This window comes from Flavobacterium restrictum, from assembly GCF_007097245.1.
Lineage (GTDB): Bacteria > Bacteroidota > Bacteroidia > Flavobacteriales > Flavobacteriaceae > Flavobacterium > Flavobacterium restrictum.
Map to the genome: position 1 here is coordinate 42240 of NZ_VJZT01000016.1, position 26980 is coordinate 69219.

Genomic DNA, 26980 nt, shown 5'->3' on the forward strand with positions numbered 1-26980 from the left:
TCAAAAAAAGTCTAACTTTAGAAAATAAAATACTATTTTTAAAAATATAACATTTGTTATTGGTTTTGTTATATTTCTTTACTTATTTTTGTTTTTTAAAATTAGCCAACTATGAAACCAGATTTATTTCAAGCCCCAGATTATTACAACCTTGACGATTTATTGACCGATGAACACAAACTCGTTCGTGATGCGGCGCGTGCTTGGGTAAAACGAGAAGTTTCGCCAATTATAGAAGAATATGCTCAAAAAGCCGAATTTCCAAAACAAATCATCAAAGGTTTGGGTGAAATTGGCGGATTTGGCCCCTATATTCCCGAAGAATATGGTGGCGCAGGTTTGGATCAAATTTCGTATGGACTCATCATGCAAGAAATTGAGCGTGGGGATTCTGGTGTTCGCTCTACGTCATCCGTTCAATCTTCGCTGGTAATGTATCCCATCTGGAAGTACGGCAACGAAGAACAACGTCAAAAATATTTGCCGAAATTAGCCACGGGAGAATTTATGGGTTGCTTTGGCTTGACCGAACCCAATTATGGTTCTGACCCAGGGAGTATGATAACCAATTTCAAGGACAAAGGAGACCACTACCTTTTGAACGGTGCCAAAATGTGGATTTCGAATGCACCCTTTGCTGATATAGCAGTCGTTTGGGCCAAAAATGAAGCAGGCAGAATTCATGGTTTGATTGTAGAACGCGGCATGGAAGGATTTACCACGCCCGAAACACACAACAAATGGTCGCTTCGTGCCTCATCAACTGGAGAACTGATTTTTGATAATGTAAAAGTTCCTAAAGAAAATCTATTGCCAAACAAATCTGGACTTGGCGCACCGCTTGGCTGCTTGGATTCGGCACGTTATGGTATTGCTTGGGGTGCTATTGGTGCTGCAATGGATTGCTACGATACCGCTTTGCGTTATGCCAAAGAGCGCATCCAGTTTGACAAACCAATTGCTGGGACACAATTGCAACAAAAAAAACTAGCCGAAATGATTACCGAAATTACCAAAGCGCAATTGTTGACTTGGCGTTTGGGGGTTTTACGAAATGAAGGAAGAGCAACCACCGCACAAATCTCGATGGCCAAAAGAAACAATGTAGACATGGCCATTCATATTGCTCGCAAAGCCAGACAAATGCTAGGCGGAATGGGGATTACAGGTGAATATTCGATTATGCGACACATGATGAACCTGGAAAGTGTCATTACGTATGAAGGTACACACGACATCCATTTGCTCATTACAGGAATGGACATTACTGGCATTCCAGCTTTCAAATAGCAACTACTGCCATTTTGAATTCTCATTCCCGTAAATGCAAATTTAAAATGGTGTAAACAATTATTAAAGTATTGGTAAAATCAATTGTAAAAGCTTCTTGGAAACAGGAAGCTTTTTTATATTTACATTAAAAAAATACCTCATGACAATCGAAAATGTTACCGCCAAAATTGCGCCTTATAAACGCCAATTATTGCACCATTCGTTGTACCAAAAAGTACAAACTATAGATGATTTGCACTGTTTTTTAGAAAATCATGTTTATGCGGTTTGGGATTTTATGTCATTACTAAAAGCTTTGCAAACTAAATTAACGTGTACTACAACGCCTTGGTTTGCTACAAAAAATCCAGAAACAAGATACTTGATTAACGAAATTGTTCTTGCCGAAGAAAGTGATTTGAGTTTAGATGGTCGTCGATTGAGTCATTACGAAATGTATGTAGAATCCATGCACGCTTGTGGTGCCAATACTAGGGGTATCGAGCAGCTTATAGCCGATGTGCATTCCTTAAAAAATATTTTTGTAGCCATCAAAAAAAGTGATTTACATCCTAACATCAAGGCTTTTTTGGACTTTACCTTTAGTGTTATCGAACAAGGAAAGCCACACGAAATTGCCGCTGCTTTTACCTTTGGAAGAGAAGATTTAATTCCGAGTATGTTTACCGAAATCCTAGCTAATTTCCAGAAAAATTTTCCCGAAATTGACTTGAATCAATTGGTTTACTATTTTGAAAGACACATCGAATTAGATGCTGATGAGCATGGCCCAATGGCATTGCAAATGATTACGGATCTTTGCGGTACTGATGCTCAAAAATGGGAAGAGGTAATTGCTGTTTCTGTAGAAGCTTTGGAAAAAAGAATAGGTCTTTGGGATGCGATTGACGAACAATTATTGGTCAAAGAAGCAATTATTTAAATGAATAAAACCAAGTGCTACCCTTTTTACGTATCTACAATTATGAAAAACAGCGTTAAATGGATAGCAGTATTACTTGGACTAATTCTCTCTATAGGTTGTAGCAACGACGATAGTACTAGGGTCACAAATCCTATTCCTATTGTCATTCAACCAATTCCTACACCTATACCCACGCCAACTCCAGCGCCTAATCCTTCCACTAAATCGTTTCGCTATTTAGCACTTGGCGATAGTTATACGATTGGTCAAAGTGTGTGCGAAACCTGTCGCTTTCCGGAACAACTCAAAGCGAGTTTGCAAACCAGAAGTCCAAAAGATGCTTTTTCCTTAAAAATAATTGCTCAAACGGGTTGGACAACGACTAATTTACTGTCGGTGATAAACGGAAACAGTTTGGAGTCCAATTACGATTTAGTTACGCTCTTAATTGGAGTGAATAACCAATACCAAAACAGACCTTTTGCTTTGTACGAAAAGGAATTTCCTGAATTAGTGACTAAAGCCATCGCCCTGGCCAAAGGAGATAAAACCAATGTAATTGTGGTTTCAATACCAGATTATGCCTACACTCCCTTTGGAGAACAAACGGGGAATCAGTCAAAAATATCGACCGAAATTGATGCGTATAATGCTTTCGCCGAAAAATATTGCTTGGAAAACGCCATAGTCTATGTGTATATTACTGACATTACTCGCACGGGACTTCAAAATCCAAGTTTTGTGGCAACAGATGGATTGCATCCTTCCGAGTTGGCTTATGCTCAATTTGTAAGTCGGATTATGCCAAAAGCGGTCGTTGCTTTAGAAAATTAACAAGTAAAAAAAAAACCGCTTCCTAGTTTGGAAACGGCTTTAGTTACGTTTTTGTATTCTTTAAAACTCATTCAGCATTTTAGAAATTTCGTCTAATCTTGGCGTTAATATAATTTCGATTCTACGGTTTTTGGCTTTGCCTTCGGGAGTGGCGTTGCTCATTAATGGAGAAAATTCACCACGACCTGCAGCTGTTACGTTTTGTTTGTTTACCTTTTTGTTTTCGCTCAAAATAGCGACAATTGCGGTAGCTCTTTTGGTTGATAAATCCCAATTATCAGCAATTGGCCCTGATGCGGTAAAAGGATCATCATCGGTATGGCCTTCTATCAATACCGAAATATCAGGATTGTCGCCCAGTACTTTGGCTACTTCTACCACTGCTTTTTTGCCTTCGGAACTTACAGCCCAACTTCCGGAATTGAACAGCAATTTGTTCTCCATAGAAACGTATACTTTTCCGTTTTTTTGTTCTACAGTAAGTCCTTTTCCTTCAAATCCATTTAAGGCCTTGGAGAGGGTTTCTTTTAGTTTTTTCATACTTGCTTCCTTGGCTGCAATTTGCGCTTCGAGTTCTTGTAGTTTTTGGGCGTTTTTATTCAATCGCTCTTGCTCCATTGCTAATGCTTTGCTTTTGGCGTCTAATTGATCCAGCAAATCATGATTTTTTTTCATGTTGGCTTGTAGCGCATCCCCGCTATTTTTTTCTAAAGCAGCGTAGGAGTCCTGCAAAACATTGAATTTATTTTGCGAAGCGGCATAATCAGCTTTGAGTTTTTCGAGTTCCGCTTTGGATTTAGACAAATCGGTTTTCAATGCGTCTCGATCCAGTTCCACTTGATTTTTGGCTTTGAGCAATTCGGCATTCTCATCGGCCATGGTGCGATTTTCTTTTTTAAGGTCGGCAAATTTAGTTTCTAAATCATTGTATATTTTTTTGGATACACAAGAAGTGGAAAGGGCTACAAATAGTAATCCTATTGCAATTTTTTTTGTCATTTGATAAGCTGTTTTATACTAATTTTTTGTTTCTAAAATGCGAAAATTTATCCTAGTCCAATTCGACCAATACGGGACAATGATCAGAGTGAACGGCATCAGGAAGTATAACGGCTCTTTTGAGTTTGTGTTTCAAGGAATCGCTAACTAAATTGTAATCAATGCGCCAACCTTTGTTGTTGCTACGGGCTCCAGCACGGTAACTCCACCACGAATACTGGTGTGGCTCGCTGTTGAAATGACGAAAACTATCAACAAATCCAGACTTCATAAAGGCATCCAACCAAGCGCGCTCTTCGGGCAAAAATCCAGAAACAGTTTTGTTGCGAACGGGATCATGAATGTCTATGGCTTGATGGCAAATGTTGTAATCCCCACAAATAATAAGGTTTGGAATTTCCTTTTTGAGTGTATCAATATAGTTTTGAAAATCATCCATAAACATAAATTTGTGGTCTAATCGTTCGCCATTGGTTCCTGAAGGCAGGTACAAACTCATTACGGAGCAATTTTCAAAATCAGCACGAAGGTTACGACCTTCAAAATCCATGTGGTGAATTCCTGTTCCATAAACCACATTTTTGGGTGGCGTTTTAGACAAAATAGCCACACCGCTATAGCCTTTTTTTGTTGCCGAAAAATAATATTGGTATGGATATCCTGCTGCCGTAATGGCCTCGGTAGGAATTTGTTCCTCGGTGGCTTTGATCTCCTGAAGGCAAATTACATCGGGGTTAGCGTGTTGCAACCACTCGATAAATCCTTTGGAAATTGCGGCGCGAATGCCGTTTACATTATAAGAAATAATCTTCATTTTGATGGTTTTTGTGTTTCAAAAGTAGTAAAAAAGTAGAAGTTTGTTCAAGAAAAGAGAAAGAAATTAGGCTTTTTTGCTATCTTTGTTTTTAGCTCTAAAATAAAAAAAAATGGGTTTAGTTACCGCCAAAGAAGTTTCAAAAGCGATAAATGCGGATAAGTACGGGGTTCTTGGTACATTTTCAGGATGGATCTTGATGAAGGTATTAAAAATTTCTACGTTAAACAAAGTATACGACAGGAACAAACATTTGAAAGATGTTGACTTTCTCAATGGCATATTAGATGACCTTCAAATAAAATTTGAAATTCCCGAAGAAGACTTTAAACGGTTGCCCAAAGAGGGCGCGTATATTACCATTTCTAATCATCCGCTTGGAGGAATTGATGGGGTTTTGTTATTAAAATTAATGCTCGAAAGAGAGCCCGATTTTAAAATTATTGCTAATTTCCTGTTGCATAGAATCGAGCCACTCAAAAAATACATCATGCCTGTAAACCCGTTCGAAAATCATAAAGATGCCAAGTCGAGCGTGGTAGGAATCAAGGAAACCTTGCGCCATTTGAGCGATGGGAAACCGTTAGGTATGTTTCCTGCCGGAGAAGTTTCTACTTACAAAGATGGGAAATTAATGGTCGATAAACCATGGGAAGAAGGGGTTATTAAAGTCATTAGAAAAGCACAAGTTCCCGTTGTTCCTATTTATTTTCATGCCAAAAACAGCAAATTGTTTTATTTGCTTTCTAAAATTAGCGGCACGTTTAGAACGGCAAAATTGCCTTCGGAAGTATTTAGCCAAAAACACCGAATTATAAAAGTGAGGATTGGAAAACCCATTTCGGTAAACGAGCAAAATGAGCACAAATCAATCGAAGAGTATGGCGAATTCTTGAGAAAGAAAACCTATATGCTGGCAAATCCTTTTGAAAAAGACAATAATTTTCTAGCCTCATCTGGGTTGAAAAACCCAAAAAGTCCCAAGAAAATTGTCACTCCTGCCAATAGCGAAAAAATGATCCTCGAAGTCAACAATTTGAGAGCCACGGATTGTAGACTTTTGCAAAGCAAAAACTACGAAGTCTTTTTTGCAGAAGCCAAAAACATACCTAATATCCTTCATGAAATAGGGCGTTTGCGAGAAATAACCTTTCGAGAAGTGGGCGAGGGGACTAATGAATCAATAGATTTAGACAAATACGATAAATATTACCGCCATCTTTTTCTTTGGGATGACGATACCAAAAAAATCGCTGGTGCGTACCGAATGGGATTGGGTTGCGAGATTTATCCCAAGTATGGAATGGATGGTTTTTACCTCAATGGGTTGTTCCGTTTTGAGCCCGAATTACACGATATGATGCATAAATCTATCGAAATGGGGCGTGCTTTTATCATCAAGGAATACCAGCAAAAACCAATGCCTTTGTTCCTGTTGTGGCGTGGTATTATTCATACCACTTTGCATTATCCAGAGCATAAATTCCTTTTGGGAGGCGTGAGCATAAGCAATCAGTTCTCGGATTTTTCAAAATCGTTGATGATTGAGTTTATGAAATCGCATTACTATGATCCCTATATTGCGCAATACATTCATCCCAAAAAAGAATACAAAGTCAAACTAAAAGACGCCGATAAAGATTTTGTTTTTAACGAAACCGAAGCCGATTTGAACAAATTCGACAAAATCATCGATGAGTTAGAGCCAGGAGTTTTGCGTTTGCCTGTTTTGATCAAAAAATACATCAAACAAAACGCACGATTGGTAGCCTTTAACGTAGATCCCCTGTTTAATAATGCCATTGATGGGCTTATTTATTTACAAATTTCGGATATTCCAGAGAGCACCATGAAACCTGTTATGGAAGAATACCAAGCCGAATTAGAGCGAAAAATGACTGATAAGGAAGAGTAGGTTAAATAGTTTTTAGTGGTTTGAAAATGATGGTTTTGGGTAGGAGCGAGGCGCCATAAGTGTTCGAAACATGATATGCATATTGATTTTGACCATTATTTTTACTCAAATTGAGCTTTTTTCATCAGAAAAACAAAACCTTTTAGCCGATTTAATTAGGTGTAAAATTTTAAAGACAAGGTTTCGAACACTTATGATTTGCAATCTGTGCCCACAAACGAGGGCATACAAAACAAGTCAAGAAACGAAAAAGCAACTCGGTAAAAGGAGTTGCTTTTGTTGGTTTTAAAAAGAAAACCCCGCCAGTCCGAGCATTAGGTAACACAGGGCTAGTGCGAGCTTCAAGCTCGTACCCACAAAGTAGAGATTAAAAAAAAACAGGCAAATTTGCCTGTTTTTTTAGTTATCTATTCGAATAATCTTTAGGGTTTCTGTAGGCGTGAATCACAGCTAAAACAACGATTTGTTTTTGAAATCATCAACGATGTAATGAATGTGATTGGGAATAAATCAAAACCCCCTTCAAATCATACGATGTAAAGGGGGTTTTTAGGTTTTGTGAAACAATCAGCAGAGAGGAAGGGATTCGAACCCTCGATGCAGTTACCCACATACTAGCTTTCCAGGCTAGCTCCTTCAACCACTCGGACACCTCTCTATTTATTTTGGTGTGCAAATAACTTAAAAAAAAACGAGGTAGAAAAATAAAATGCACTTATTATGTCATTTCTCCTCGTAAAGCAGTCTCAAATACTGATTTGAATGCTGTAGGAGCAACTGGGGAAGCTAATAGATACATCAACTTTGTAATTGCGGCTTCGGTTGTGATGTCTTTTCCCGAAATAACTCCTATTTTTTTCATAGCCGAACTGGTTTCATATTGCCCCATATTTACGCTTCCTGCGGCACATTGCGTAACATTTACTATTTGGATTCCATTTGCTATGGCTTGGGTCAAAATAGCCACAAACCAAGCTTCGGTTGAGGCGTTGCCAGCTCCGTAAGTTTCTAGTACAATTCCTTTGAGATTAGGAATGGCAATGATAGCCCCTAGAACTGCTTCGCTTATGCCTGGAAACATTTTTATAATGACAACATTTGCATCCAGCGTTTTGTGTACGTCTAGTTCTGCATGGGGTTTGGGACGCAAAAATGAATCTGAATTTGATTTTAAATGCACACCAGATTCAATTAAATGTGGGAAATTAGGCGATACAAAAGCCTTAAAATGTTCAGCATTTATTTTGGTAGTGCGGTTGCCTCGGTACAATTTATATTCAAAGTACAAACAGACTTCTTGTATTGTAGGTTGCCCGTTTTCGCGTAAGGAGGCAATTTGAATGGCGGTAATCAAATTCTCTTTGGCATCGGTGCGTAAATCACCTATGGGCAGTTGCGAGCCTGTAAAAATAACTGGTTTGGCTAAATTTTCGACCATGAAACTCAATGCCGATGCCGAGTACGACATAGTATCCGAGCCGTGAAGTACTACAAAACCATCAAATGAATCATAATTGTCCTCGATTAGTGTAGCCATTTTTACCCAAGCTGCTGGATTCATATTCGAAGAATCTATTGGTTCTTCGAATGATATGGTTTCAATCTGGCATTCTAATAGTTTTAACTCTGGAATTCGTTTCAAAATCTTGCTGAAATCGAATGCTTTGAGCGCACCTGTTTCAAAATCTTTTTTCATACCAATGGTGCCACCAGTATAAATCAAGAGGATTTTAGGATTTTTAGATAGCATTGATGTATTTTAATTTATTCACAACTGGATTGGAATACATGGCCAAAAATCCTTCTAAAGCAATTGGATTGTCTTGGTCAATTCGCATTTCGAGTCTTCTTTCAAAAAGGGACTTTTCGTTTTCGGTGTATAAATGAGCGTATTCTTGTGATTTATTTACAATATCATACGCAATATAGTTAGTTGGCCAAAGGTGGTAATTCGTCAAAATGGCATCATCAATAACTTGAGCCAAGGCTTGAATTTGTTTGTTTCCGTTATCGTTTTCGGCGGCAATGGCGGTTATTTCTTCTTTTAAAACTTTGCCAACATGAATGTGAATTCGTTTTTTTTGCCCCATGGCACCGCTCAAAATCGTCATGAAATCCTCGTTTTTTTCTTTAATATAGATTTCGTTATTGGCTTCGGCCATCAGTTGCGGCATTTTTAGCACATCGGTAGGGTCGTATTCGTAGGAAATGGAAACAGGAACAATTTTTATTTTCTTGAAATAATCCATTAAATTTTTTTCGTCAGATCCCATTCCTATCATTTTCAAAACACCTGGATTGGTTGCGTCATTACCATCTTTGGTTCTGCCTTCTCGTTGTGCAATCCAAACGGAACGATTTTCGTGAAGCAATAAATTACCAATATATTCCGATAATAATTTAGAGCTTTGTAGCATTTCGCGTGGTGTTAAACCTCGTTGTACTAGGAAATTTCGATTTAATTTAGCCAATGTGTTCAAAAATGATTTCTTGACTAAATTATCCCCAATTGCGGATGCTGTCATGACAAATCCATGCTCAAATAAAGCGGCGTTCAACAAAGTGGTATCCAAAAGAATGTCACGATGATTTGATACAAATAAATAAGAAGTATTTTTCTCTAAATGTTCAAATCCCGATGTAGTCAAGCCTTCCGAGCTTTTTTCGAGTACTTTTTGAACAGATTGGTAAATAAAATTACATTGAAAATCACGTATGGAATGCGTTTTTTTGAGTTGTTCTTTCCAAACATCGTCAGCAAGATCTGGGAAAGAAAAATTCATCAATGCCTTCATCATTGGGTGGTGGAGAACATTTAGAATGGCTTCGTTTATTTCGGTGTCATAAAACGGCCGAATAGCGTCAAATTTTTGCATTTAGATTTTCAATTTTAATAATCACAAAAGAACAAAAAAAAAGTTAAACAAAAGTAAAAACCAGTTTAAATCCCAAAAACTACTTTAGAATTTTGGGTGGTTATTGTAGCAATATCAGTTGCTGTAACTCCGTAAATGTGGGCTAATTTTGCAACAATTGCTACTAAATAACTGCTTTCATTTCGTTTACCTCTAAAGGGAATTGGTGCTAAATAAGGCGAATCGGTTTCTAGAACAATATGTTTCAAGTCAATTTGAGCTAGAAATTGGTCTATTTTTCCGTTTTTAAAAGTTGCTACTCCGCCAATTCCTAGTTTCATATTGTATGAAATGGCTTGTAAGGCTTGCTCGTAAGTTCCCGAGAAACAATGAAAAATTCCAAATAAATCCTCCGATTTTTCGTCCTCTAGAATTTCGAAAATTTCCTCAAAAGCTTCTCGACAATGAATTACAATGGGCAGTTTATACTGTTTGGCAAGTTGGATTTGTTTCCTAAAGACAGTTTGTTGTGGGATCAAATGGGTTTTGTCCCAATACAAATCGATTCCTATTTCGCCAACGGCATAAAACTTACGTTGGGCTAATTCGTGCTCCACATGCTGCAATTCTGCTTCGTAATTCTCTTTTACATAAGTGGGATGCAAGCCCATCATCAAGAACACATTTTCGGGATAATTATCGGCTAGGGCATACATTGCTGGTGTGCAGGAAGCGTCAATTGCGGGAACAAAAAAACGAGAAACGCCAGCATCTATGGCGCGCTGTATCATTTCGTTTCGATCCTGATCAAATTCTTCGGAATATAAATGGGTGTGTGTGTCAGTAATAGTCATTTTGCTTTGTTGCTTTGTACCTGCAAAATTACAATTATTATGTTATAAAAACTTTACGTACTTTGCGATAAAATGGAACCGAATTTCTGAAAAGAGATTCTGAAATAAATTTAGAATAAATGAAAAAACTCCAAGAAATTCTTGAAAAAGAAAAGTATTATAAAATAAAATTTAAAATTACCAAAACCCAACATCTTTTGATTAAAGCCAAAATCAATGGTGTTTCAGGGAATTTTATTCTGGATACGGGTGCTTCTAATAGTTGTGTTGGTTTTGAAAGTATTGATTTGTTTGGGCTTGACGCCAAAAAATCGAAAACCAAAGCAGCGGGTGCTGGTGCCACGGGAATGTTTACGCAAATTGCGGTAGCGAACAAATTACAACTAAACCGCTGGAAAGATACCCGTTTTGATTTGGTTATTTTTGATTTGTCACACGTAAATGAGGCTTTGATGTGCCATAAATCAAAAGCAGTGCACGGTATTATTGGTGCCGATGTGTTGCTAAAAGGCAAAGGAATTATCGATTACTACAACCATTATTTGTATTTACGGTCTTTTTAGAAAGCGGTATGAAAAACTCAAATGGTTATAAATAAAGAGCGCATCGGATTACCGATGCGCTCTTTTCAACTACAACAAACTTAAAAAAAATATTATTCTTTGATGATTTTGGTAGTACTTACTTTTCCATCAATATCCGTTTTTACAATATAAACACCTTTTTGCAATGCACTTGTTTGAACAGTTGTTGAATTGCTTTTTGGTGTTCTTGACAATACTTCTTGACCTAATACATTGTAAACTGATACTTTTTTGATAGTGCTGTTAGCATCTATTGTCAACATATTTTTTACTGGATTAGGATACATTTTTACATTTGATTTTTCAAATTGGGTAGTTCCTAATGTAGTGTTTTTATGTAAATAGATGTTATCATACCATACATGATCTACTTTAGCAGTTGTAATCCCTATTTGCGCAACATCGTTTCTTGCTAAATTGTTGGTTATAATACCGCCTAAAGCAGTAATAGGAACGTCAACAGATACCCATTGATTAGCTACTAATTGAGGAGTAGTTCCCCCGTTTATGGTCACTTCCAAGGCTGATTGTTCTTTATCCGTTCCGTTGAAATTTACCAATTTTACACTAAAAACATCACCCACTAAATCAGTATCAGTAACATAGAAATCAAAATGAAGGTATGTAAAATCAGTTAAATTTTGTCTGTGGGTACTAAAATCAATCCCTTGACAGCTAACACCAGTATTTTTTTGCAAAGTTTTATTTCCGTCAATTAACACTTCAGTTGTGGCAGCACCACCGCACCATCCAGCATCAAAATTATCAAAGTTAATATTAGTATAAGCATCACCGTAAATAGATACAACATCAGCAGTTGGTCGTGCAGGTGGCATAGGTGCGTGGACTAAAGGCGTTACTAAACAAGCAGTACAAGAACCTCCACAGTCAATGCCAGTTTCATCACCATCTTGAACACCATTGTTACATGTTGTGGTTACTGCTTCAAGAACTACATTATCAATTCCCACAAAACCAGTTGCGTTACCCATATCAAAGATAATACGACTTGTTGTGCTAGCAAAGTTTGCTGTAAGGTTCAATACAAATACTTGAGGTTCAGTAGTAAGTGTAACTGTTTGAGTTGTATTCGTCCAAGGATCTTGATTTAAACCAATACCAGCTATTAAAGGTCTACTTGTGTCTGACCATGCTTTGAAAGTTAGTTTGTAAGCAGCACCTTGAGCAGGAATAGATAAAACATAACTCAAATTGGCGTCCCATGGGTTTCCAGCAATGGCAACATTTGCTGCGTTGTAGGTGTTTCCTCCTTCGGTAACTGCATTTGCGGAATTACCAGACCAGCCAGTGCTGCCGTTCTCAAAATCTCCGTTGGTAATCAGGTTTTGTGAAAAACCAAGTGTGCACAATAATAATGCAAACAATAAAGTAATTTTTTTCATGATAATTGATTTTAGTTATATTCAAATGTAGAAATGTAATTCCGTAAACTTTAAAAATGGTACTATGCAAAAACTATACGGTATCTTAAAATCAATACTATTTTTTAAATCCAAGCAAACACTGGCTTTATAACACATAAAATTTTGTTGCGTAGTGCTATAAAGAGCAGTTTTTTTGGTGAAATGAAAAAATGTTGTGGTATTGTATAGGTAAAAATCGCTATTGAGCTAATAATAAATAAGACAATCCTATTTATTTTTAAATAAAAAAATCAATCCTGTAAAAAATGTGTAAAAAAAATGGATTATTAATAATTAGATTTCAACAGTATTGCGCAAAAAAATAGCCTGTCCTTTTTTTAAAGGACAGGCTATTGGTGTATAAAGTGGTTGTTTTACAACTCAAATGCTTTTTTAGGATTGTTGTCACATAACAAAGCAACTGGATTTTCTAACGCTTCTTTTACAGCAACCAAAAAACCAACAGACTCACGTCCGTCAATAATTCTATGGTCATAAGAAAGTGCTACGTACATCATTGGGTGAATTTCTACTTTGCCATTTACAGCAATTGGACGTTCAATAATGTTATGCATTCCAAGTATTCCAGATTGTGGTGGATTGATGATTGGAGTACTCAACATACTACCAAATACACCTCCATTAGTGATGGTAAAAGTTCCGCCTGTCATATCATCAACGGTGATTTGTCCGTCACGTGCTTTTAGGGCCAAACGTTTAATATCGGCTTCAATTCCACGGAAAGTCAAATTTTCAGCATTACGAACTACAGGAACCATTAATCCTTTTGGACCTGAAACTGCAATTGAAATATCGCAAAAATCAAATCCTATTTTATAATCACCATCCATCATGGAGTTTACGTCAGGATACAATTGTAAGGCTCTAGTTACCGCTTTTGTAAAAAAGGACATATATCCTAGTCCTATTCCGCCATGTTTGGCTTTGAAAGCATCTTTGTATTCGTTACGCAAAGTATTGATAGGCGTCATGTTAACTTCGTTAAAAGTAGTTAACATAGCGGTTTCATTTTTGGCAGCAACCAATCTTTCGGCTACTTTCCTGCGCAACATAGATAATTTTGTTCTTTCGGAACCACGTGAACCTCCTGTAGGCGTTCCCATTGAGGGTACGGCATTTACAGCATCATCCTTTGTGATTCTTCCGTCTTTTCCTGTTCCAGTTACAGTTGTTGGAGCAATATTTTTTTCGTCTAATATTTTTCTAGCTGCTGGCGAAGGTGTTCCTGATGCGTAAGTTACAGGTGCTACAGGAGTTGGTTTTGGAGCTTCTGCTTTTGGAGCTTCAACAACTACTACTTTTTCTGCAACAACTGGTGCTGCACCAGAAGGTTTTGCTGCTGCTGTATCAATAAGACAAACCACTGCGCCCACGGCTATTGCGTCTCCTTCTTCTGCTTTGAGCGTAATAATTCCGCTAGCTTCTGCTGGAAGTTCTAATGTTGCTTTGTCAGAATCAACCTCTGCAATTGCTTGGTCTTTCTCTACATAATCGCCGTCTTTTACTAACCAAGTTGCAATTTCAACTTCTTTTATAGATTCCCCTGGTGATGGGACTTTCATTTCTAAAATCATTGTGTATTTATTTTAAATGATGAATTAATCTCGTTCAGTTCGGGCGTTGCCCTCGAGTTTATACTTTAAATTACTTTTTTATTCTAATAAATTTTCTATCGAAATATCTTCGTCAATTTCATTCCAATGAACTCCTTCTCCGTTTCCAATAAATCTCCATTTGTTCAATTGTTCAATAGTAGCTTTTCTCAATCTAGGAAACCATTCTAAAGGAATTGACAATTCACGACCATCTTCCAAAAAAACAATCATTTTAGAATCTGAAAAAACAATATTAATTGCCTTTTTTGACTTACTAATTACTGAAAAACTCATCCCATTTTTGTATTAAAAGTTCTTGATTTTCTTCAACTAAATTACGAATTTGTTTTAATTCTGATGCGTTACATCTTGAAGATTTTATTAATTCCACAAATTCCAAATTAAATTTCGCCGTTTTTTCTGCCTTTTCAACATGAATATGTTTAGGCAAATGCTCATTACTATAAAAGAAAAATCGAAATCCTGCTGTAGTAATTACTGTGGGCATTATCTAAATAAATTTTTATCAAAAACCATTCGTATTGCATCAACTTGACGACGTTTTGCACGCGTATAACTTCCTGCTGCTGGAGCGGCGTATGCTTTCAACGAAGCTAATCTCCATTTTACCAAATCAAAATTCATTAACATATAACTGTAAGCCCCCATGTTTTTTGGCTCTTCTTGTGCCCAAACATAATCATCTACATTTGGATATTGTGCTATAATGGCTTTTAATTGTGCAACTGGCAATGGAAATAATTGCTCGATTCGTACTACGGCAACATCTTTTCTGCCATTTTTCTCTCTCTCGGCAGTAATGTCGTAATAGAATTTTCCCGTACAGAAAACTAATGATTTCACCTCGTTTTTGTCAACTAAAACATCGTCTATTGTTTCTTGAAAACTTCCGTTGGCCAAGTCGTCTTGTGTAGAAACGCATCTTGGGTCACGCAACAAACTTTTTGGCGTAAAAACAACTAATGGTTTACGGTATTTAGTTAGCATTTGTCTTCGCAACAAGTGAAAAAAGTTGGCTGGCGTGGTACAATCGGCAACAAACATATTATGTCTGGCGCACAATTGTAAATAGCGTTCCATTCTTGCCGAAGAGTGTTCAGCTCCTTGCCCTTCATATCCGTGTGGCAACAACAAAACTATTCCGTTTTGATTGTTCCATTTGTCCTCGCCACAGGAAATATATTGGTCAATCATAATTTGCGCTCCATTACTGAAATCACCAAATTGTGCTTCCCAGATAGTTAAAGTCTTGGGATTGGCCAAAGCATATCCATAGTCAAAACCTAAAACTCCGTACTCTGATAACAACGAATTGAAAATATTAAATTTCCCTTTTTTGTTTTCAATATTGTTTAATAAAACAACTTCTTCCTCTGAATCTTCTACTTTTACAACCGCATGACGGTGCGAAAAAGTACCTCTTTCTACATCTTGTCCAGAAATCCGAATATCATATCCTTCGGTTAATAAGGAACCATAAGCTAACGTTTCTGCTGTTCCCCAATCGATAACATTATTAGCGTACATGGTTTTACGATCGGTAACAATTTTCGAAATTTTATTGATAAATTTCTTGTCCGATGGCAATGTTGAAACCGTTTCAATAATGGAATCCAAAGTGCTTTTGTCAAATGTAGTGTCTACTTTTTGAAGCATTTGGGTATCTGTCACTTGCTGAAAACCGTCCCATTCATTTTTCATAAATGGAGTAATAATCGTTAAATCTTTTTTGCGAGAAGCTTGAAGATTGTCATCTAAATCTTGCTTGTAAGTAGTTTCTAAATCTTTTACAAAATTATCGCCAATGACCCCTTCTGCTAATAATTTGGCAGCATAAATGTCTCTTGGATTTTGATGTTTTGCAATAATTTTATACAAAACTGGCTGTGTAAAACGAGGCTCATCCCCTTCATTATGCCCGTATTTTCTGTAGCCTAATAAATCGATAAACACATCGGAACCAAATTGCATTCTATAATCCAATGCAAATGACATGGCGTGAACTACTGCTTCTGCATCGTCTGCATTGACGTGCAAAACTGGCGAAAGCGTTACTTTGGCAACATCGGTACAATATTTAGAGGAACGTGCGTCCAAGTAATTCGTAGTAAAACCTACTTGATTGTTTATTACAATATGTATGGTTCCTCCGGTTTTATATCCATCTAACTGTGCCATTTGTACAATTTCATACAATATACCCTGACCTGCAATAGCGGCATCACCATGAACGGCAATAGGTAAAACTTTAGAGAAATCATCTCCAAAATACTTGTCTTGTTTAGCTCTTGTAATTCCTTCTATTACGGCACCAACCGTTTCAAGGTGTGATGGATTAGGTGCTAAATTGATATTTATATTTTTTCCTGTACTTGTTTTTTTGTCAGCAGTAAGTCCTAAATGGTATTTTACATCGCCATCAAAATATTCTTGATCGTAATCTTTACCATCAAACTCTCCAAAAATATCTTGAGTTGATTTACCAAAAATATTTGCCAAAACATTCAAACGACCACGGTGTGCCATTCCCATTACAAATTGTTCTACTCCTTTTTCGGCTGCTTTTTCTATCAAAGCATCAAGAGCTGGAATGATGGATTCTCCACCTTCAAGTGAAAATCGTTTTTGACCTACATATTTGGTATGCAAGAAATTCTCAAACGAAACCGCTTGATTTAATTTGTTTAAAATTGCTTTTTTCTCCTCGGAAGAAAAATTAGGTTGGTTGTCATTAATGCCTAGTTTGTCTTGAATCCAATCAATTACTTCTGGATTTCTAATGTACATATATTCAACACCAATGTGTTGGCAATAGATAGACTCTAGGTGTGTAATTATTTTTTGAAGGCTACAAGGGGCAATTTTAATCACTTTTGCTGCATCAAAAACGGTGTTTAAATCCGAATTGGAAAGTCCAAAATTTTCAATGGCTAATGTGGGAGTAGTAGTTCTACGGTCTCTTACTGGATTCGTTTTGGTAAACAAATGTCCACGGGAGCGATAGCCATCAATTAGTTTTAAAACATTAAATTCTTTTTGAAGTTTATCCGAAACCAAAGAACAATCAGCACCAGTAGCGGCAAAATCTGCCAGCTGTTGCACGGGTGAAGCAGTTGCGTTTTCTTCATTGTAAGTCGTCATTCCAAAATCGAAACCTTGAAAAAAACTTCTCCAACTTGGCTCTACGCTATCTGGATTCTCTAAATATTGATCGTATAATTGTGCAAAAAATTCGGTATGTGCTGCGTTTAAAAATGAAAACCTATCCATAATAATTGTTAATGTACATTTTATTTAAAAAGATTGACAAAAGTACAATAAACCAATATAACTAAATCATATTTTTACGTACTTTTACGTAAAAAATTGTTAAATAAACCTTTTATTCATGAAAAAAAATAGCCTTGTAGTCGTTTTGAAATCTTTTATATTCTTTGTTACGCTTTTCGCTGCGGGTACTATCGTAGCGCAACAACAATCCATTCCATCGAATCAAACGAATCAATTTTGGGATAAAGTACAATTTGGAGGTGGTATTGGACTTAATTTTGGTTCTGGTTATACTGATATTTCGCTTTCGCCAAGTGCTATTTATAATGTAAATCAAACTGTTGCTCTAGGGATTAGTTTGCAGGGCGGTTACATTTCCTCAAAAAATTATTATGAATCCTACACCTATGGTGGCAGTTTGATTGGATTGATTAATCCCATTCCTCAAATCCAACTTTCGGCAGAGTTAGAGCAGTTGCGTGTCAATACGAATTATGATAGTTCATTGTATAAATCAGATAATTTTTGGAGCACCGCCCTGTATTTAGGAGCGGGATACCGATCTGGAAACGTGACTATTGGTGCACGCTATGATGTTTTGCATAATGATGCCAAAAGCATTTATAGCGAGGCTTTTATGCCTTTTGTTCGTGTTTATTTTTAGAAAATGATTGTATTTTAATTCAAAAGTAACGCTGTTATGGGGTTGCTTTTTTATTTATACTTATTTCTAAACCACACTTTTTGCCATTCTCTTTTTAAAACCAAAAAAGCTACTTGTTGAGAAAGTGCCCCAATATCCGAGCCATCTAATTGTTTTATGGCTTCTTCTGGAACATCGATTATGTAAAGTAAATTGAGGTATTCGGCAAATTTATATTGAATGAGGCGGTATATTTTTTCGTGCAATTGAATTTTTAATTCGGTAGGGGAGATGCTCATTGGGAAATCAATTCCTTCATTGGCCAAGTTGAAATCCTTGTTGATTTGCTCAATTAACTTCAGGTATAAGTTGGTTGTTTCGGCTTCTTGAAATAATTCGTCGGAGGAAATTGGGGCGATAAAATTCATTTTAGAATTGGTTTTTTTGATTTTTTGATGGTCCATTTCGAAACTATTTTTGCCAAAAGCACATCGCCACCAGCGTAAATAAAAACAGCTCCCATGGGTGGATTTGCTGCAGGAATTATGCCAAATATTTTTGGAACCCAAGTCCAACATCCAAAAAAAGTGCCTACTAGTTCGATAAAAATAACGCACAAGGCAATACAGTAGTAGAGGTTTTGCCAGCGTTTTTTTTTTAAAATCGCAAAAAATAAAACGCCCAACACCACCGAAAACAGGTCGTTTAGGAATATTCCAACAGCCAAAAATAGGATGGCAAAACCCAGACCAAAATACCGTTTCAATGGAAATTCGTGTTGCAATACCCAAGCCGTTTGTGCAAAAATATATCCTGAAACATAAACAATTGCGTGGCCAAACGGCACGTATAACGGAATAGTTTGGGTGCGATAGGCATACATTTCCAATAGGTTACAAAAAATAAGTTCGCCAATGTAGGACAAGAATAACATAGAGAACATCAATTTTCTAACGTAGCCATTTGATATAAAAAAGAGCCATCCAAAATAACTAATCACGATACAATTTGTAAGCACTCTGCCGTCAAAAAAGTGTTTAGCAAAGTAAACCGAATCTATTCCTAATGCACCAATTGTGACTATCCCAAAAAACAATGCGGCAAGCAGCTGCTTTTTTGGCTGATAATTCGTGTCGTTAAAAATAATTTCGGAAATCATGCGGTAAATGTGGTGTGGATTACACTTTTCGTTGCATTAAATTTTCGCCAAAAGAACGAAGTTTGTCTTTCTTTTCGTTGTCGATACTTATTTTGCTCAATGTTTCAAATGCTTTTAACGTATACTCTTGAATGGCTTGTTGTGTAGCTTTGGACGCACCAGTGGAATCAAAAAGTGATTTTACTTCGTTTATTTTTAAGGTGTTGTCCTCAAAGTGATTGGATAACAAATGTAATATTTTTTCCTTTTGGTCAGGAGTAGCATATTCGATGGCTTTGAGGTACAAATAGGTTTTTTTGTTTTCGATAATGTCGCCACCCACTTGTTTTCCAAAAGTTTCTGGATCACCAAAAGCGTCTAAATAATCGTCTTGTAATTGAAAAGCCAATCCTAAATTCAAGCCAAAATCATAAATTAAATTGGCATTTTCGCAGGATGTTTGGGCTACAATAGCACCCATTTTCATAGCAGCAGCGACTAGGACAGCCGTTTTGTATTCAATCATTTTGAGGTATTCTGGAATGGTTACGTCCTTGCGAGTTTCAAAATCGACATCCCATTGCTGGCCTTCGCAAACCTCCAAAGCCGTTTTTCCAAATAACTTGGCCAAATCCCTAAAAACTGATGGTTCATACTGCTCAAAATATTGGTAAGCCAAAATAAGCATGGCATCACCGGACAGAATTGCGGTATTGGTATTCCATTTTTCGTGAACGGTTTGATTGCCTCTTCGCAATGGTGCGGCATCCATAATGTCATCATGAACCAACGAGAAATTATGAAAAACTTCCACAGCGAGTGCAGCAGGCAAGGCTAGTTTATAATCAGTATCAAAAACTTCGGCAGACATTAAGGTCAAGACAGGTCGCATTCTTTTGCCGCCAAGGCGCAAAATATAATGTATGGGTTCGTATAAGTTTTTAGGCTCTTTGATGGTGTATTGCGATTGTAAATAATCCGAGATGAATTCCTGGTATTGGTAGATTGAGTGCATAAATAAAGTACTAGTTCACGTTAATCGTTTCCCTTTTTGGCAGGGAGGTAAGGGCCCAAAGATACAATTCAATTGTGAATTATTTGGATTATAAAATTGTACTGTAAGTCATTCGTTTTTAGAAAAGTATTTCAGTACTTTTTTTGGTAAACGAATAAGTATAATTCCGATATTATTTTTGGGATAATCTTGCTAATAATCTAATATTAAAAAAAAATACTCTGGCAAATACCTCACGAAACATACAAATTTATTGTTGGGAATATTAGATTTTGACCAGGGAAATGTGAATTTTTATTAGATAATTGCAAATTCTTGCTGTGGTGTTGCAAATTCACAATAAACTCTAAAACACACACCCTATGTTTATACAAATTACTAGTTAGATGGTCTGATTTGTTACTCGGGTCTCTTAAATTTTTCGATAAAGAGACTTGAATTCTTACTTTGGTATATTAAATTCACAGAATTTGAATAGTTTTATTGGTAATTTCATATAAACAAACATTAACATCAATTAAAAAAATAATTTTAAAAAAATAACCGCTATAAATCAAGCGGTTATGTTTTTCTGTATGTTGTAATAGGAATTTAGTTTAGTTGTGATTATTGCTAATTGTCTTTAAATTAGCCGAGTGATGCTATTTTTAAACTAAATATTTAGTGAGCAATTTTATTTTTTTTCTAAATGTATTTGAAAACCAACGCCTAAAAAAAACGAATTGTTTTTTCCTTGAAAATAAGAACTACTATTTTTTTCTCCATTGCTTGTATTTTGGTTTAAATAATTTAAGGCTACTTCAAGCCCAACACTACTGTTCAAAAAATATACGGCACCTGTCTTTACATTGAAATTTTCCAGTTTTGAATTTGTTTGGTTAATTTTTTGTATGGCATAACTTACTTCAGAAAAAATATTGATTTCTTTTTCTTTTTCTAAAAAATAATATCTTATGAAGGGCCCTATTCCGTAACTGAAATAATTACTATTAACTGAACTATTTGCTTTTTTCTCGAATGTTAATGATAGTTCTCCCAAAGTACCTATTGCTAACTTGTCAATAAAAAAATATCCAATGTTGGGGGAAATTGCTAAAATTGTTCCTTCGGTACTATACTCCCCACTTGTGTACTTGTTGTGTGAAAAATTAGCACTTCCACCCATCATCCAATTCCCTTTTGAGATTTGTGCATTTGATGTTAAGGAAAACAATAGTATTAAGCATAAGCACAATTTAATAATTTTCATGTTTTATTATTTAAGTTGTTGTTTTTATAATTTGAATTTTTATCAATAACGTCTTTACATTGACACTAATTTTTTTATTTATCTAAAATTATTTTTTCTGTAAATGTAATATTTTCAGTTATTACCTTCAGTATATAAATTCCTGATTTAATTTTGTTTGCTAATTCTATTTGCAATTCGTACCGATTATCAAATTTATTTTCTTCAACTAATATAGAGTTTTGGTCATAAATTTGATAATTTCCTGATAATGTTTCGGGTAGTATTACATTTATATATCCATTTGTAGGGTTTGGCGTAATTGTTATTTTAGCTGTAATGTCGTTCGAAGATAATCTTGAGTTTAAACATGGTGCTGGTGCTAAATAGCCATAACTTTGACAGGTTTTTATCCCTGTGAAAGGATTACTGTAACATACTTGTACGATTTTTTGTTTTGGTTTTACTCCAGTTGCAAAAATTATTCGTGGTGAAATATTTACATGCCAATAAGAGACGTTTTGTCCTACAAAGTCCAAAGTAAAACTGGTAGCAGTGCATATATTTCCATCGTCAGGAGTCGATACAATATATCCATTGGGAACAGGAGGATTTGCATTACTAAAAACAGTGTATGAGTTTACAGGTGAATTAATGCTACAACCCCCCGTAAAAAGTAACATTTGCGTAAACATCTACAACTGTTCCTGCTATTATTGAAGAAGTCGGAGTTATAGTTGCATTGGTCGTACCTTGTCCTACAATTGTACATCCAGGTGCAATCCAATTTATTGAAGTTGTTCCGTTTTGCCCTATTATAGAAAGATTTCTGCCTGCTCCTATGCCTAACCAATTTTTCGAATCAATTACTGAATAATTAACGATTCTAGCTGATCTAGTTATTACTTTTGTAGTTGTAGCAGTGTAGTTTGATAATCCAGAAACCCTTTTGACAAGGCAGGTTGCCGTTACGTTACCATTAGTATTTGGATTCACAGTTATGCAGCTAGAACCTTGTCCAGAAACAATTGTTCCGCCTGTAATACTCCAAGTAAAAGAGTCCGCATCATCATAATCAGCAGCACATATTTGAACATTATCATTGCTACAATCCAAAATGGTTTCTGGCGAAATGATTGGTGCTTTTATTTTATGAACTCTTACCGTATATGAACCAAGAGCGCCAATTAGACCAGCATAATTTCCAAGATCATCTTTAAAGTTGCCAGTAGGAATTGCGGTTATTGAACTAAACTGTGCTGCTTGATCTCCAAAAGTTATAGTAGCAGTTATAGTTGAGGGACTAGATGCTGAAACATTTGTGTTTGCGGACACGTTGTAAAGATATGTGTTATTTGTTTGACCATTGATATTTCCCGAAATAGCATTGCCATTTACAGGAGCTGTAATCGTCCAGTAATTTAACGAATAAGTTGAGGTCACCCGAGGAAGAACTAGTATTGGGGGAGTTGGAGTAAATTTGAAGGTAAAGACTTTGGCAATACCAACTTCAACATCCAAAGGGCTATTAATAATATTAGTAATACCTCCTTGAGCCATTAAGAAATTATGCGAATCAAGGGTTGAAAAACCAACAAAAAAAGAAAGAAATTTCTTTCTAAAAATTAAATTAATAGGCTGAAAATCAGTATATTTATAGTGTATTCAACGCACATGTAAAAATATGATTAATCAGCCTAAAGCCCTAAAATTAGTAAAAATATACTCAATAATCTGTGATAGTTTTGAGAAAGATTTAAAATATACTTGTGAACGTTTGAGTAACAACGCCAAACAAGATTTAACAGATCAGGAAATTATGACTATATACCTATTTGCCGTTCAAGAAGAACAACGCTTTAGTGTCACGCATATTCATAAATATGCTTGTGATTATTTGCTTGATTGGTTTCCTAAACTTGGCTCATATGCGGGATTTTCTAATCGATTGAACCAATTATCTGAATCTTTTAGATGTTTTTCAACTTCATTGCTCGAAGACTTTTTGCCTTCGGATTGCTTTACCGACCAAAGTTTGCTGGACTCAATGCCTATAATTACTTGTTCTGGGAAGCGAAATGGAAAAGTAGCAAAAGATTTGACAGACAAAGGATATTGCTCAACTAAAAGCCTTTATTATTATGGAGTGAAGCTTCACGCATTAGCTTTTAGACGATTAAATACAATTCCTTTTCCTGAAGAAATACAGATAAATCCTGCTTCTGTTAATGATTTAACGGTTTTCAAAGAAGCTTGGTCAGAGAAAGCAAATAGAAAATTCTTTGGTGATAAAATATACATTAATGAGGATTTTTTTTCTGTATTAGAACAAGAAAAAAAATCAATTATGATGACACCAGTCAAAGGAATCAAAGGTCAATGTCAGCAAATAAAGAACTGGGATAAAGCTGCCAATGATTTGTTTTCAACAGCAGTATCAAGAGTTAGACAACCAATAGAATCATTGTTTAATTGGTTGATTGTTAAAACAGATATTCAAAAAGCAAGTAAAGTTAGGTCCAGCAAAGGTTTGTTGATCCATATTTTTGGAAAAATTGCGGCGGCTTTTATAAATTTAGCTTTTTAACCCTTGATTCGCATAAATTAGTAAATAATACACTAAAACATAAACATAAAAATTTTCTCATTATTTATTTTGTTTTACCTTTTCATTTTGCAATATGCTGGGCTGTAAAGGGTTTGTTGTCCCATTTTAGATTTTAAAATTGAATGACTTTTTTTGTTGGAACAAAAAAAAGTTATATCATAGCATTTTTTAATAATAAATGTTTTACTCTCAATACTCGAAAGCTACTTTTTTTACAAAATTCACGTAATAAATCCATTAAAACAATACCGGTTTTTAGTGATTTTTTAATTAAATGCAACTTGTTTATCGGTACAGTTGTAAAATAATTGCAAAATACATGGAAACTTTTTTGGTTTTCAAAGTTTCCTTTCTATATTTGCACCAGAATTAATGTTCCAGTTGTACTCCTACCGTTTCATTTTAATTCAAAACCAAAACCCAACACAACCCAATTAATTATGACTACAACCTGGACTATTGATTCTAATCAATCAGATGTTTTGATTAAAATACGACATTCTATAATCGCTTATTTAGAAGGTACAATTAATAAGTTTAATGGGTATGTGAATATTCAAGACAATGAAATTGAAGATGCGGCTATCGAGTTTTCGTTAGATGTGAATAATAAAAATTCAAAATTAGAGCAAATAGATTCTCACTTGCGTTTGCATGACTTTTTGGATGTGAATGCGTATCCCATCATTAGCTTTAAATCGACTTCTTTTCAAAAAGTGACTAAAAACATTAATTTTTTGAAAGGAAATCTAACCATCAAGAACATTACCAAAGTGGTAGAACTGGACGCCGAATTTTTAGGATACAATGCCTACGATGGTGACCAAAAAGCAGCTTTTGAAATAACAGGTGCCATTAATAGAAAAGATTTTGGTTTGGATTACAATTCCTATACCCAATCTGGCGGTTTGGCCATGGGACAGGATATCAAGCTCATTGCCAATTTAGAATTTAAAGTTTAAAATTACGAATACCACTTAATATTAAAAACGGATTAACAATTAGTACCAATGAAAGATAAAATCATAGCAAAAGCAAGCGAGCTGTTTTTGAAACTCGGTTTTAAAAGTGTCACCATGGATGACATTGCTGGTGAGATGTGCATTTCTAAAAAGACCATTTACAAATATTTTTGTAATAAAGAAGTCTTGGTCGAGGAAAGTACCACTCTTGTACACAAAGAAGTTCACGCCATTATAGATCAAATTGTAGCTAGGAATTACAACGCTATTGAGGAGAATTTTGCAATTAGAAAAATGTTTAAGGAAATGTTTAACTCCTCTGACACCTCTCCAATTTATCAATTAAAAAAACATTACCGCGAAATTTTTGAGAATGTAATGAAACGAGAAATCAACGAATGCAATACCTGTTTTAGACAAAATATAGAGAAAGGCATCGACCAAGGATTATACCGTAAGGAATTAGATATAAATGCTTACGTCGATTTTTATTACAACTTGATTTTCTCGATTAATGGCAATACCAGTTCCGAGAAAGAATCCTTACGACTCGAGCTTTTGGCATTAGAATATCATACTAGAGCCATGGCTACACCAAAAGGAATACTGGAATTAGAAAAACAATTACAAAAAAATAATTAATAAAAACCAATCAATGAGAAAAATAATTTTACTAGCCTTCTTGTCCATTGCGATTTCCGCAGGGGCACAAGAAACAAAATCGCTAACACTAAAAGAAGCGATAAACTATGCGCTACAAAACAAAGCCGATGCCAAAAAAGCAAAACTAGAAGTAGAAAATAGCGAGTATAAAATAGAAGAAGTTCGATCTAGAGCCTTACCACAAATCTCGGCCAATGGTAGCTTGACGTACAATCCTATTTTGCAAACTACCTATTTAGATGGAGGTAATTTTGGTGGTACGCCTGGGAGTGTTGTTAAGCTTAATTTTGGACAAAAATGGAGTTCTGTTGCTGGCGTTTCATTGACGCAAGCACTTTTTGACCAATCGGTTTTTACAGGTTTAAAAGCTGCCAAAACGACGCGTGAATTCTATCAAATAAATGCCCAATTAACAGAGGAGCAAGTTATTGAGCGCGTTGCTAATAATTACTATCAAGTGTATGTGCAACGTCAAAAATTAGCCGTTTTGGATAGTAATTATGTGAATACTACCAAAGTCAAAAACATCATCAAAGGACAATTTGATAACGGATTGGCCAAAAAAATTGATTTAGATCGAATTGTTGTCAAACTTTCTAACATAAGTACCCAGCGACAACAAGTTTTGAATGCAGTGCAACTACAAGAAAACGCATTGAAATTCTACATGGGAATGCCTATAGAAACTCCTATTTCTATCCCGCAAACTGCTTTTGAAGTTTCCCCACAAGCCTTGTCCGAAGCACCCAACACCGCCAACAGAACCGAATATTTGTTGTTGAAGAAAAACGAGCAATTGCTAGAGTTTCAGAAAAAAGCGGATATGGCAGCCTATTACCCAACACTTTCCTTAACTGCGGGTTACAACTATATTGGTCAAGGGCCTAAAGTTCCTTTGGGTGCAAAACCTGCCGATGGGGTCTATTGGTCTGATTATTCGGCTATTGGGTTGAACTTGAAAGTGCCTATTTTTACAGGATTTAGTACCCGTTCCAAAGTGCGTCAAGATGAGGTAAGCTTGCGTTCTATAAAAGAGGATCTTATAGACACCAAACTTTCGCTTGATTTAGCCTACGAAAATGCCAAAACGCAAATCGACAACAGCATTATCACCATCAAAAATCAAAAAGAAAATGCGCAACTATCGCAAGAGGTTTTGAATAATACCAACAACAATTACATTCAGGGATTAGCCACTTTAACTGATTTATTGGATGCCGAAAATGCGTACATCGAAGCACAAAACAATTACACAGCAGCAATACTCGACTATAAACTAGCAGAAATTCAATTAATCAAATCCAAAGGCGAACTAAAAACACTAATAAACTAATAAAAAG

26 protein-coding genes and 1 tRNA gene are annotated in these 26980 nt (G+C 35.8%); 10 read left to right on the forward strand and 17 right to left on the reverse strand.

The window, feature by feature from the left end; translation table 11 throughout:
- The first annotated feature begins 111 nt into the window (after positions 1 to 111).
- The 3 genes from FNW21_RS13620 (at position 112) to FNW21_RS13630 (ending at position 3031) form a co-directional block, all read left to right on the forward strand.
- The gene (locus FNW21_RS13620; protein WP_144257308.1) at positions 112 to 1290 is read left to right on the forward strand and encodes an acyl-CoA dehydrogenase family protein; all 1179 of its coding nucleotides are present in this window, start codon (positions 112 to 114) and stop codon (positions 1288 to 1290) included.
- 142 nt (positions 1291 to 1432) lie between these two features.
- Entirely contained in the window at positions 1433 to 2215 is a 783-nt protein-coding gene (locus FNW21_RS13625) for a DUF3050 domain-containing protein (RefSeq protein ID WP_144257309.1), read from the forward strand.
- A gap of 42 nt (positions 2216 to 2257) precedes the next feature.
- Entirely contained in the window at positions 2258 to 3031 is a 774-nt protein-coding gene (locus FNW21_RS13630) for an SGNH/GDSL hydrolase family protein (RefSeq protein ID WP_144257310.1), read from the forward strand.
- Positions 3032 to 3091: 60 nt separating this feature from the next.
- Here FNW21_RS13630 and FNW21_RS13635 read toward each other — a convergent pair whose 3' ends face one another.
- Both FNW21_RS13635 and FNW21_RS13640 read right to left on the reverse strand, forming a co-directional pair.
- Positions 3092 to 4030 carry an OmpA/MotB family protein gene (locus FNW21_RS13635; RefSeq protein WP_144257311.1) on the reverse strand — a complete coding sequence of 313 codons (939 nt, stop codon included), beginning with the start codon at positions 4028 to 4030 and terminating at the stop codon, positions 3092 to 3094.
- Between the two features lie 52 nt (positions 4031 to 4082).
- Positions 4083 to 4844 (reverse strand): exodeoxyribonuclease III, encoded by a 762-nt coding sequence (locus FNW21_RS13640; protein ID WP_144257312.1) that lies wholly within the window; start codon positions 4842 to 4844, stop codon positions 4083 to 4085.
- Between the two features lie 112 nt (positions 4845 to 4956).
- Between FNW21_RS13640 and FNW21_RS13645 the strand changes: the two genes are divergently transcribed.
- A complete protein-coding gene (locus FNW21_RS13645; protein ID WP_144257313.1) occupies positions 4957 to 6759 on the forward strand; it encodes a GNAT family N-acyltransferase in 1803 nt (600 codons plus the stop codon).
- 571 nt (positions 6760 to 7330) lie between these two features.
- Here the strand turns inward: FNW21_RS13645 and FNW21_RS13650 are convergent.
- The 4 genes from FNW21_RS13650 to FNW21_RS13665 form a co-directional block, all read right to left on the reverse strand.
- A tRNA-Ser gene (locus FNW21_RS13650) sits at positions 7331 to 7417 on the reverse strand.
- A 60-nt stretch (positions 7418 to 7477) separates the two neighbouring features.
- Positions 7478 to 8509: an asparaginase gene (locus FNW21_RS13655; protein WP_144257314.1), complete on the reverse strand. Its 1032-nt coding sequence runs from the start codon at positions 8507 to 8509 to the stop codon at positions 7478 to 7480.
- Positions 8499 to 9635, reverse strand: a complete 1137-nt coding sequence (locus FNW21_RS13660) for a 1-acyl-sn-glycerol-3-phosphate acyltransferase (RefSeq protein WP_144257315.1) — start codon at positions 9633 to 9635, stop codon at positions 8499 to 8501. The genes FNW21_RS13655 and FNW21_RS13660 overlap by 11 nt, the downstream gene beginning before the upstream one ends.
- 65 nt (positions 9636 to 9700) lie before the next feature.
- Positions 9701 to 10468, reverse strand: a complete 768-nt coding sequence (locus FNW21_RS13665) for a TatD family hydrolase (RefSeq protein ID WP_144257316.1) — start codon at positions 10466 to 10468, stop codon at positions 9701 to 9703.
- Between the two features lie 119 nt (positions 10469 to 10587).
- Between FNW21_RS13665 and FNW21_RS13670 the strand changes: the two genes are divergently transcribed.
- Positions 10588 to 11031 carry a retropepsin-like aspartic protease gene (locus FNW21_RS13670; protein ID WP_144257317.1) on the forward strand — a complete coding sequence of 148 codons (444 nt, stop codon included), beginning with the start codon at positions 10588 to 10590 and terminating at the stop codon, positions 11029 to 11031.
- 92 nt (positions 11032 to 11123) lie between these two features.
- Here the strand turns inward: FNW21_RS13670 and FNW21_RS13675 are convergent, their stop codons facing one another.
- From FNW21_RS13675 to FNW21_RS13695, 5 genes are all read right to left on the reverse strand, one after another.
- A complete protein-coding gene (locus FNW21_RS13675; RefSeq protein ID WP_144257318.1) occupies positions 11124 to 12455 on the reverse strand; it encodes a T9SS type A sorting domain-containing protein in 1332 nt (443 codons plus the stop codon).
- A 395-nt stretch (positions 12456 to 12850) separates the two neighbouring features.
- Positions 12851 to 14071, reverse strand: a complete 1221-nt coding sequence (odhB, locus tag FNW21_RS13680; protein WP_144257319.1) for a 2-oxoglutarate dehydrogenase complex dihydrolipoyllysine-residue succinyltransferase — start codon at positions 14069 to 14071, stop codon at positions 12851 to 12853.
- Positions 14072 to 14149: 78 nt separating this feature from the next.
- Entirely contained in the window at positions 14150 to 14386 is a 237-nt protein-coding gene (locus FNW21_RS13685; protein WP_144257320.1) for a DUF2442 domain-containing protein, read from the reverse strand.
- Positions 14367 to 14600, reverse strand: a complete 234-nt coding sequence (locus tag FNW21_RS13690; RefSeq protein WP_144257321.1) for a DUF4160 domain-containing protein — start codon at positions 14598 to 14600, stop codon at positions 14367 to 14369. Before FNW21_RS13690 ends, FNW21_RS13685 begins: the two co-directional genes overlap by 20 nt.
- The gene (locus tag FNW21_RS13695; RefSeq protein ID WP_144257322.1) at positions 14600 to 17383 is read right to left on the reverse strand and encodes a 2-oxoglutarate dehydrogenase E1 component; all 2784 of its coding nucleotides are present in this window, start codon (positions 17381 to 17383) and stop codon (positions 14600 to 14602) included. The genes FNW21_RS13690 and FNW21_RS13695 overlap by 1 nt, the downstream gene beginning before the upstream one ends.
- A 118-nt stretch (positions 17384 to 17501) precedes the next feature.
- Between FNW21_RS13695 and FNW21_RS13700 the strand changes: the two genes are divergently transcribed.
- Positions 17502 to 18047: a hypothetical protein gene (locus FNW21_RS13700; protein WP_144257323.1), complete on the forward strand. Its 546-nt coding sequence runs from the start codon at positions 17502 to 17504 to the stop codon at positions 18045 to 18047.
- A gap of 50 nt (positions 18048 to 18097) precedes the next feature.
- Here the strand turns inward: FNW21_RS13700 and FNW21_RS13705 are convergent, their stop codons facing one another.
- From FNW21_RS13705 to FNW21_RS13730, 6 genes are all read right to left on the reverse strand, one after another.
- Positions 18098 to 18454 (reverse strand): hypothetical protein, encoded by a 357-nt coding sequence (locus FNW21_RS13705; RefSeq protein WP_144257338.1) that lies wholly within the window; start codon positions 18452 to 18454, stop codon positions 18098 to 18100.
- Positions 18451 to 19185, reverse strand: coding sequence for a hypothetical protein (locus FNW21_RS13710; RefSeq protein WP_144257324.1), 735 nt, complete (start codon positions 19183 to 19185; stop codon positions 18451 to 18453). The genes FNW21_RS13705 and FNW21_RS13710 overlap by 4 nt, the downstream gene beginning before the upstream one ends.
- Before the next feature lie 19 nt (positions 19186 to 19204).
- Complete coding sequence (locus tag FNW21_RS13715) at positions 19205 to 20179, reverse strand: polyprenyl synthetase family protein (protein WP_144257325.1); 975 nt, start codon at positions 20177 to 20179, stop codon at positions 19205 to 19207.
- Between the two features lie 673 nt (positions 20180 to 20852).
- On the reverse strand, positions 20853 to 21428 hold the full coding sequence (locus tag FNW21_RS13720) for a hypothetical protein (RefSeq protein WP_144257326.1): 576 nt from the start codon (positions 21426 to 21428) through the stop codon (positions 20853 to 20855).
- A 74-nt stretch (positions 21429 to 21502) separates the two neighbouring features.
- Positions 21503 to 22090: a T9SS type A sorting domain-containing protein gene (locus FNW21_RS13725; RefSeq protein ID WP_185963935.1), complete on the reverse strand. Its 588-nt coding sequence runs from the start codon at positions 22088 to 22090 to the stop codon at positions 21503 to 21505.
- Complete coding sequence (locus tag FNW21_RS13730) at positions 22065 to 22967, reverse strand: hypothetical protein (protein WP_144257328.1); 903 nt, start codon at positions 22965 to 22967, stop codon at positions 22065 to 22067. Before FNW21_RS13730 ends, FNW21_RS13725 begins: the two co-directional genes overlap by 26 nt.
- Positions 22968 to 23091: 124 nt before the next feature.
- Here FNW21_RS13730 and FNW21_RS13735 point away from each other — a divergent pair, with 124 nt between their 5' ends.
- The 4 genes from FNW21_RS13735 to FNW21_RS13750 all read left to right on the forward strand — a co-directional run bounded on the left by FNW21_RS13735 (position 23092) and on the right by FNW21_RS13750 (position 26973).
- Positions 23092 to 23994 carry a transposase gene (locus FNW21_RS13735; protein WP_144257329.1) on the forward strand — a complete coding sequence of 301 codons (903 nt, stop codon included), beginning with the start codon at positions 23092 to 23094 and terminating at the stop codon, positions 23992 to 23994.
- Positions 23995 to 24455: 461 nt separating this feature from the next.
- Positions 24456 to 24977, forward strand: a complete 522-nt coding sequence (locus tag FNW21_RS13740) for a YceI family protein (protein WP_144257330.1) — start codon at positions 24456 to 24458, stop codon at positions 24975 to 24977.
- A gap of 48 nt (positions 24978 to 25025) precedes the next feature.
- A complete protein-coding gene (locus FNW21_RS13745; RefSeq protein WP_144257331.1) occupies positions 25026 to 25619 on the forward strand; it encodes a TetR/AcrR family transcriptional regulator in 594 nt (197 codons plus the stop codon).
- Between the two features lie 13 nt (positions 25620 to 25632).
- Positions 25633 to 26973, forward strand: a complete 1341-nt coding sequence (locus FNW21_RS13750) for a TolC family protein (RefSeq protein ID WP_144257332.1) — start codon at positions 25633 to 25635, stop codon at positions 26971 to 26973.
- The last annotated feature ends 7 nt before the right edge of the window (positions 26974 to 26980 follow it).

Coding starts and splice junctions, on each gene's coding strand:
- FNW21_RS13620 (WP_144257308.1), top strand. CDS start 112: ATGAAACCAGATTTATTTCAAGCCCCAGATTATTACAACCTTGACGAT.
- FNW21_RS13625 (WP_144257309.1), top strand. CDS start 1,433: ATGACAATCGAAAATGTTACCGCCAAAATTGCGCCTTATAAACGCCAA.
- FNW21_RS13630 (WP_144257310.1), top strand. CDS start 2,258: ATGAAAAACAGCGTTAAATGGATAGCAGTATTACTTGGACTAATTCTC.
- FNW21_RS13635 (WP_144257311.1), bottom strand. CDS start 4,030: ATGACAAAAAAAATTGCAATAGGATTACTATTTGTAGCCCTTTCCACT.
- FNW21_RS13640 (WP_144257312.1), bottom strand. CDS start 4,844: ATGAAGATTATTTCTTATAATGTAAACGGCATTCGCGCCGCAATTTCC.
- FNW21_RS13645 (WP_144257313.1), top strand. CDS start 4,957: ATGGGTTTAGTTACCGCCAAAGAAGTTTCAAAAGCGATAAATGCGGAT.
- FNW21_RS13655 (WP_144257314.1), bottom strand. CDS start 8,509: ATGCTATCTAAAAATCCTAAAATCCTCTTGATTTATACTGGTGGCACC.
- FNW21_RS13660 (WP_144257315.1), bottom strand. CDS start 9,635: ATGCAAAAATTTGACGCTATTCGGCCGTTTTATGACACCGAAATAAAC.
- FNW21_RS13665 (WP_144257316.1), bottom strand. CDS start 10,468: ATGACTATTACTGACACACACACCCATTTATATTCCGAAGAATTTGAT.
- FNW21_RS13670 (WP_144257317.1), top strand. CDS start 10,588: ATGAAAAAACTCCAAGAAATTCTTGAAAAAGAAAAGTATTATAAAATA.
- FNW21_RS13675 (WP_144257318.1), bottom strand. CDS start 12,455: ATGAAAAAAATTACTTTATTGTTTGCATTATTATTGTGCACACTTGGT.
- odhB (WP_144257319.1), bottom strand. CDS start 14,071: ATGATTTTAGAAATGAAAGTCCCATCACCAGGGGAATCTATAAAAGAA.
- FNW21_RS13685 (WP_144257320.1), bottom strand. CDS start 14,386: ATGAGTTTTTCAGTAATTAGTAAGTCAAAAAAGGCAATTAATATTGTT.
- FNW21_RS13690 (WP_144257321.1), bottom strand. CDS start 14,600: ATGCCCACAGTAATTACTACAGCAGGATTTCGATTTTTCTTTTATAGT.
- FNW21_RS13695 (WP_144257322.1), bottom strand. CDS start 17,383: ATGGATAGGTTTTCATTTTTAAACGCAGCACATACCGAATTTTTTGCA.
- FNW21_RS13700 (WP_144257323.1), top strand. CDS start 17,502: ATGAAAAAAAATAGCCTTGTAGTCGTTTTGAAATCTTTTATATTCTTT.
- FNW21_RS13705 (WP_144257338.1), bottom strand. CDS start 18,454: ATGAATTTTATCGCCCCAATTTCCTCCGACGAATTATTTCAAGAAGCC.
- FNW21_RS13710 (WP_144257324.1), bottom strand. CDS start 19,185: ATGATTTCCGAAATTATTTTTAACGACACGAATTATCAGCCAAAAAAG.
- FNW21_RS13715 (WP_144257325.1), bottom strand. CDS start 20,179: ATGCACTCAATCTACCAATACCAGGAATTCATCTCGGATTATTTACAA.
- FNW21_RS13720 (WP_144257326.1), bottom strand. CDS start 21,428: ATGAAAATTATTAAATTGTGCTTATGCTTAATACTATTGTTTTCCTTA.
- FNW21_RS13725 (WP_185963935.1), bottom strand. CDS start 22,090: ATGTTACTTTTTACGGGGGGTTGTAGCATTAATTCACCTGTAAACTCA.
- FNW21_RS13730 (WP_144257328.1), bottom strand. CDS start 22,967: ATGGCTCAAGGAGGTATTACTAATATTATTAATAGCCCTTTGGATGTT.
- FNW21_RS13735 (WP_144257329.1), top strand. CDS start 23,092: ATGATTAATCAGCCTAAAGCCCTAAAATTAGTAAAAATATACTCAATA.
- FNW21_RS13740 (WP_144257330.1), top strand. CDS start 24,456: ATGACTACAACCTGGACTATTGATTCTAATCAATCAGATGTTTTGATT.
- FNW21_RS13745 (WP_144257331.1), top strand. CDS start 25,026: ATGAAAGATAAAATCATAGCAAAAGCAAGCGAGCTGTTTTTGAAACTC.
- FNW21_RS13750 (WP_144257332.1), top strand. CDS start 25,633: ATGAGAAAAATAATTTTACTAGCCTTCTTGTCCATTGCGATTTCCGCA.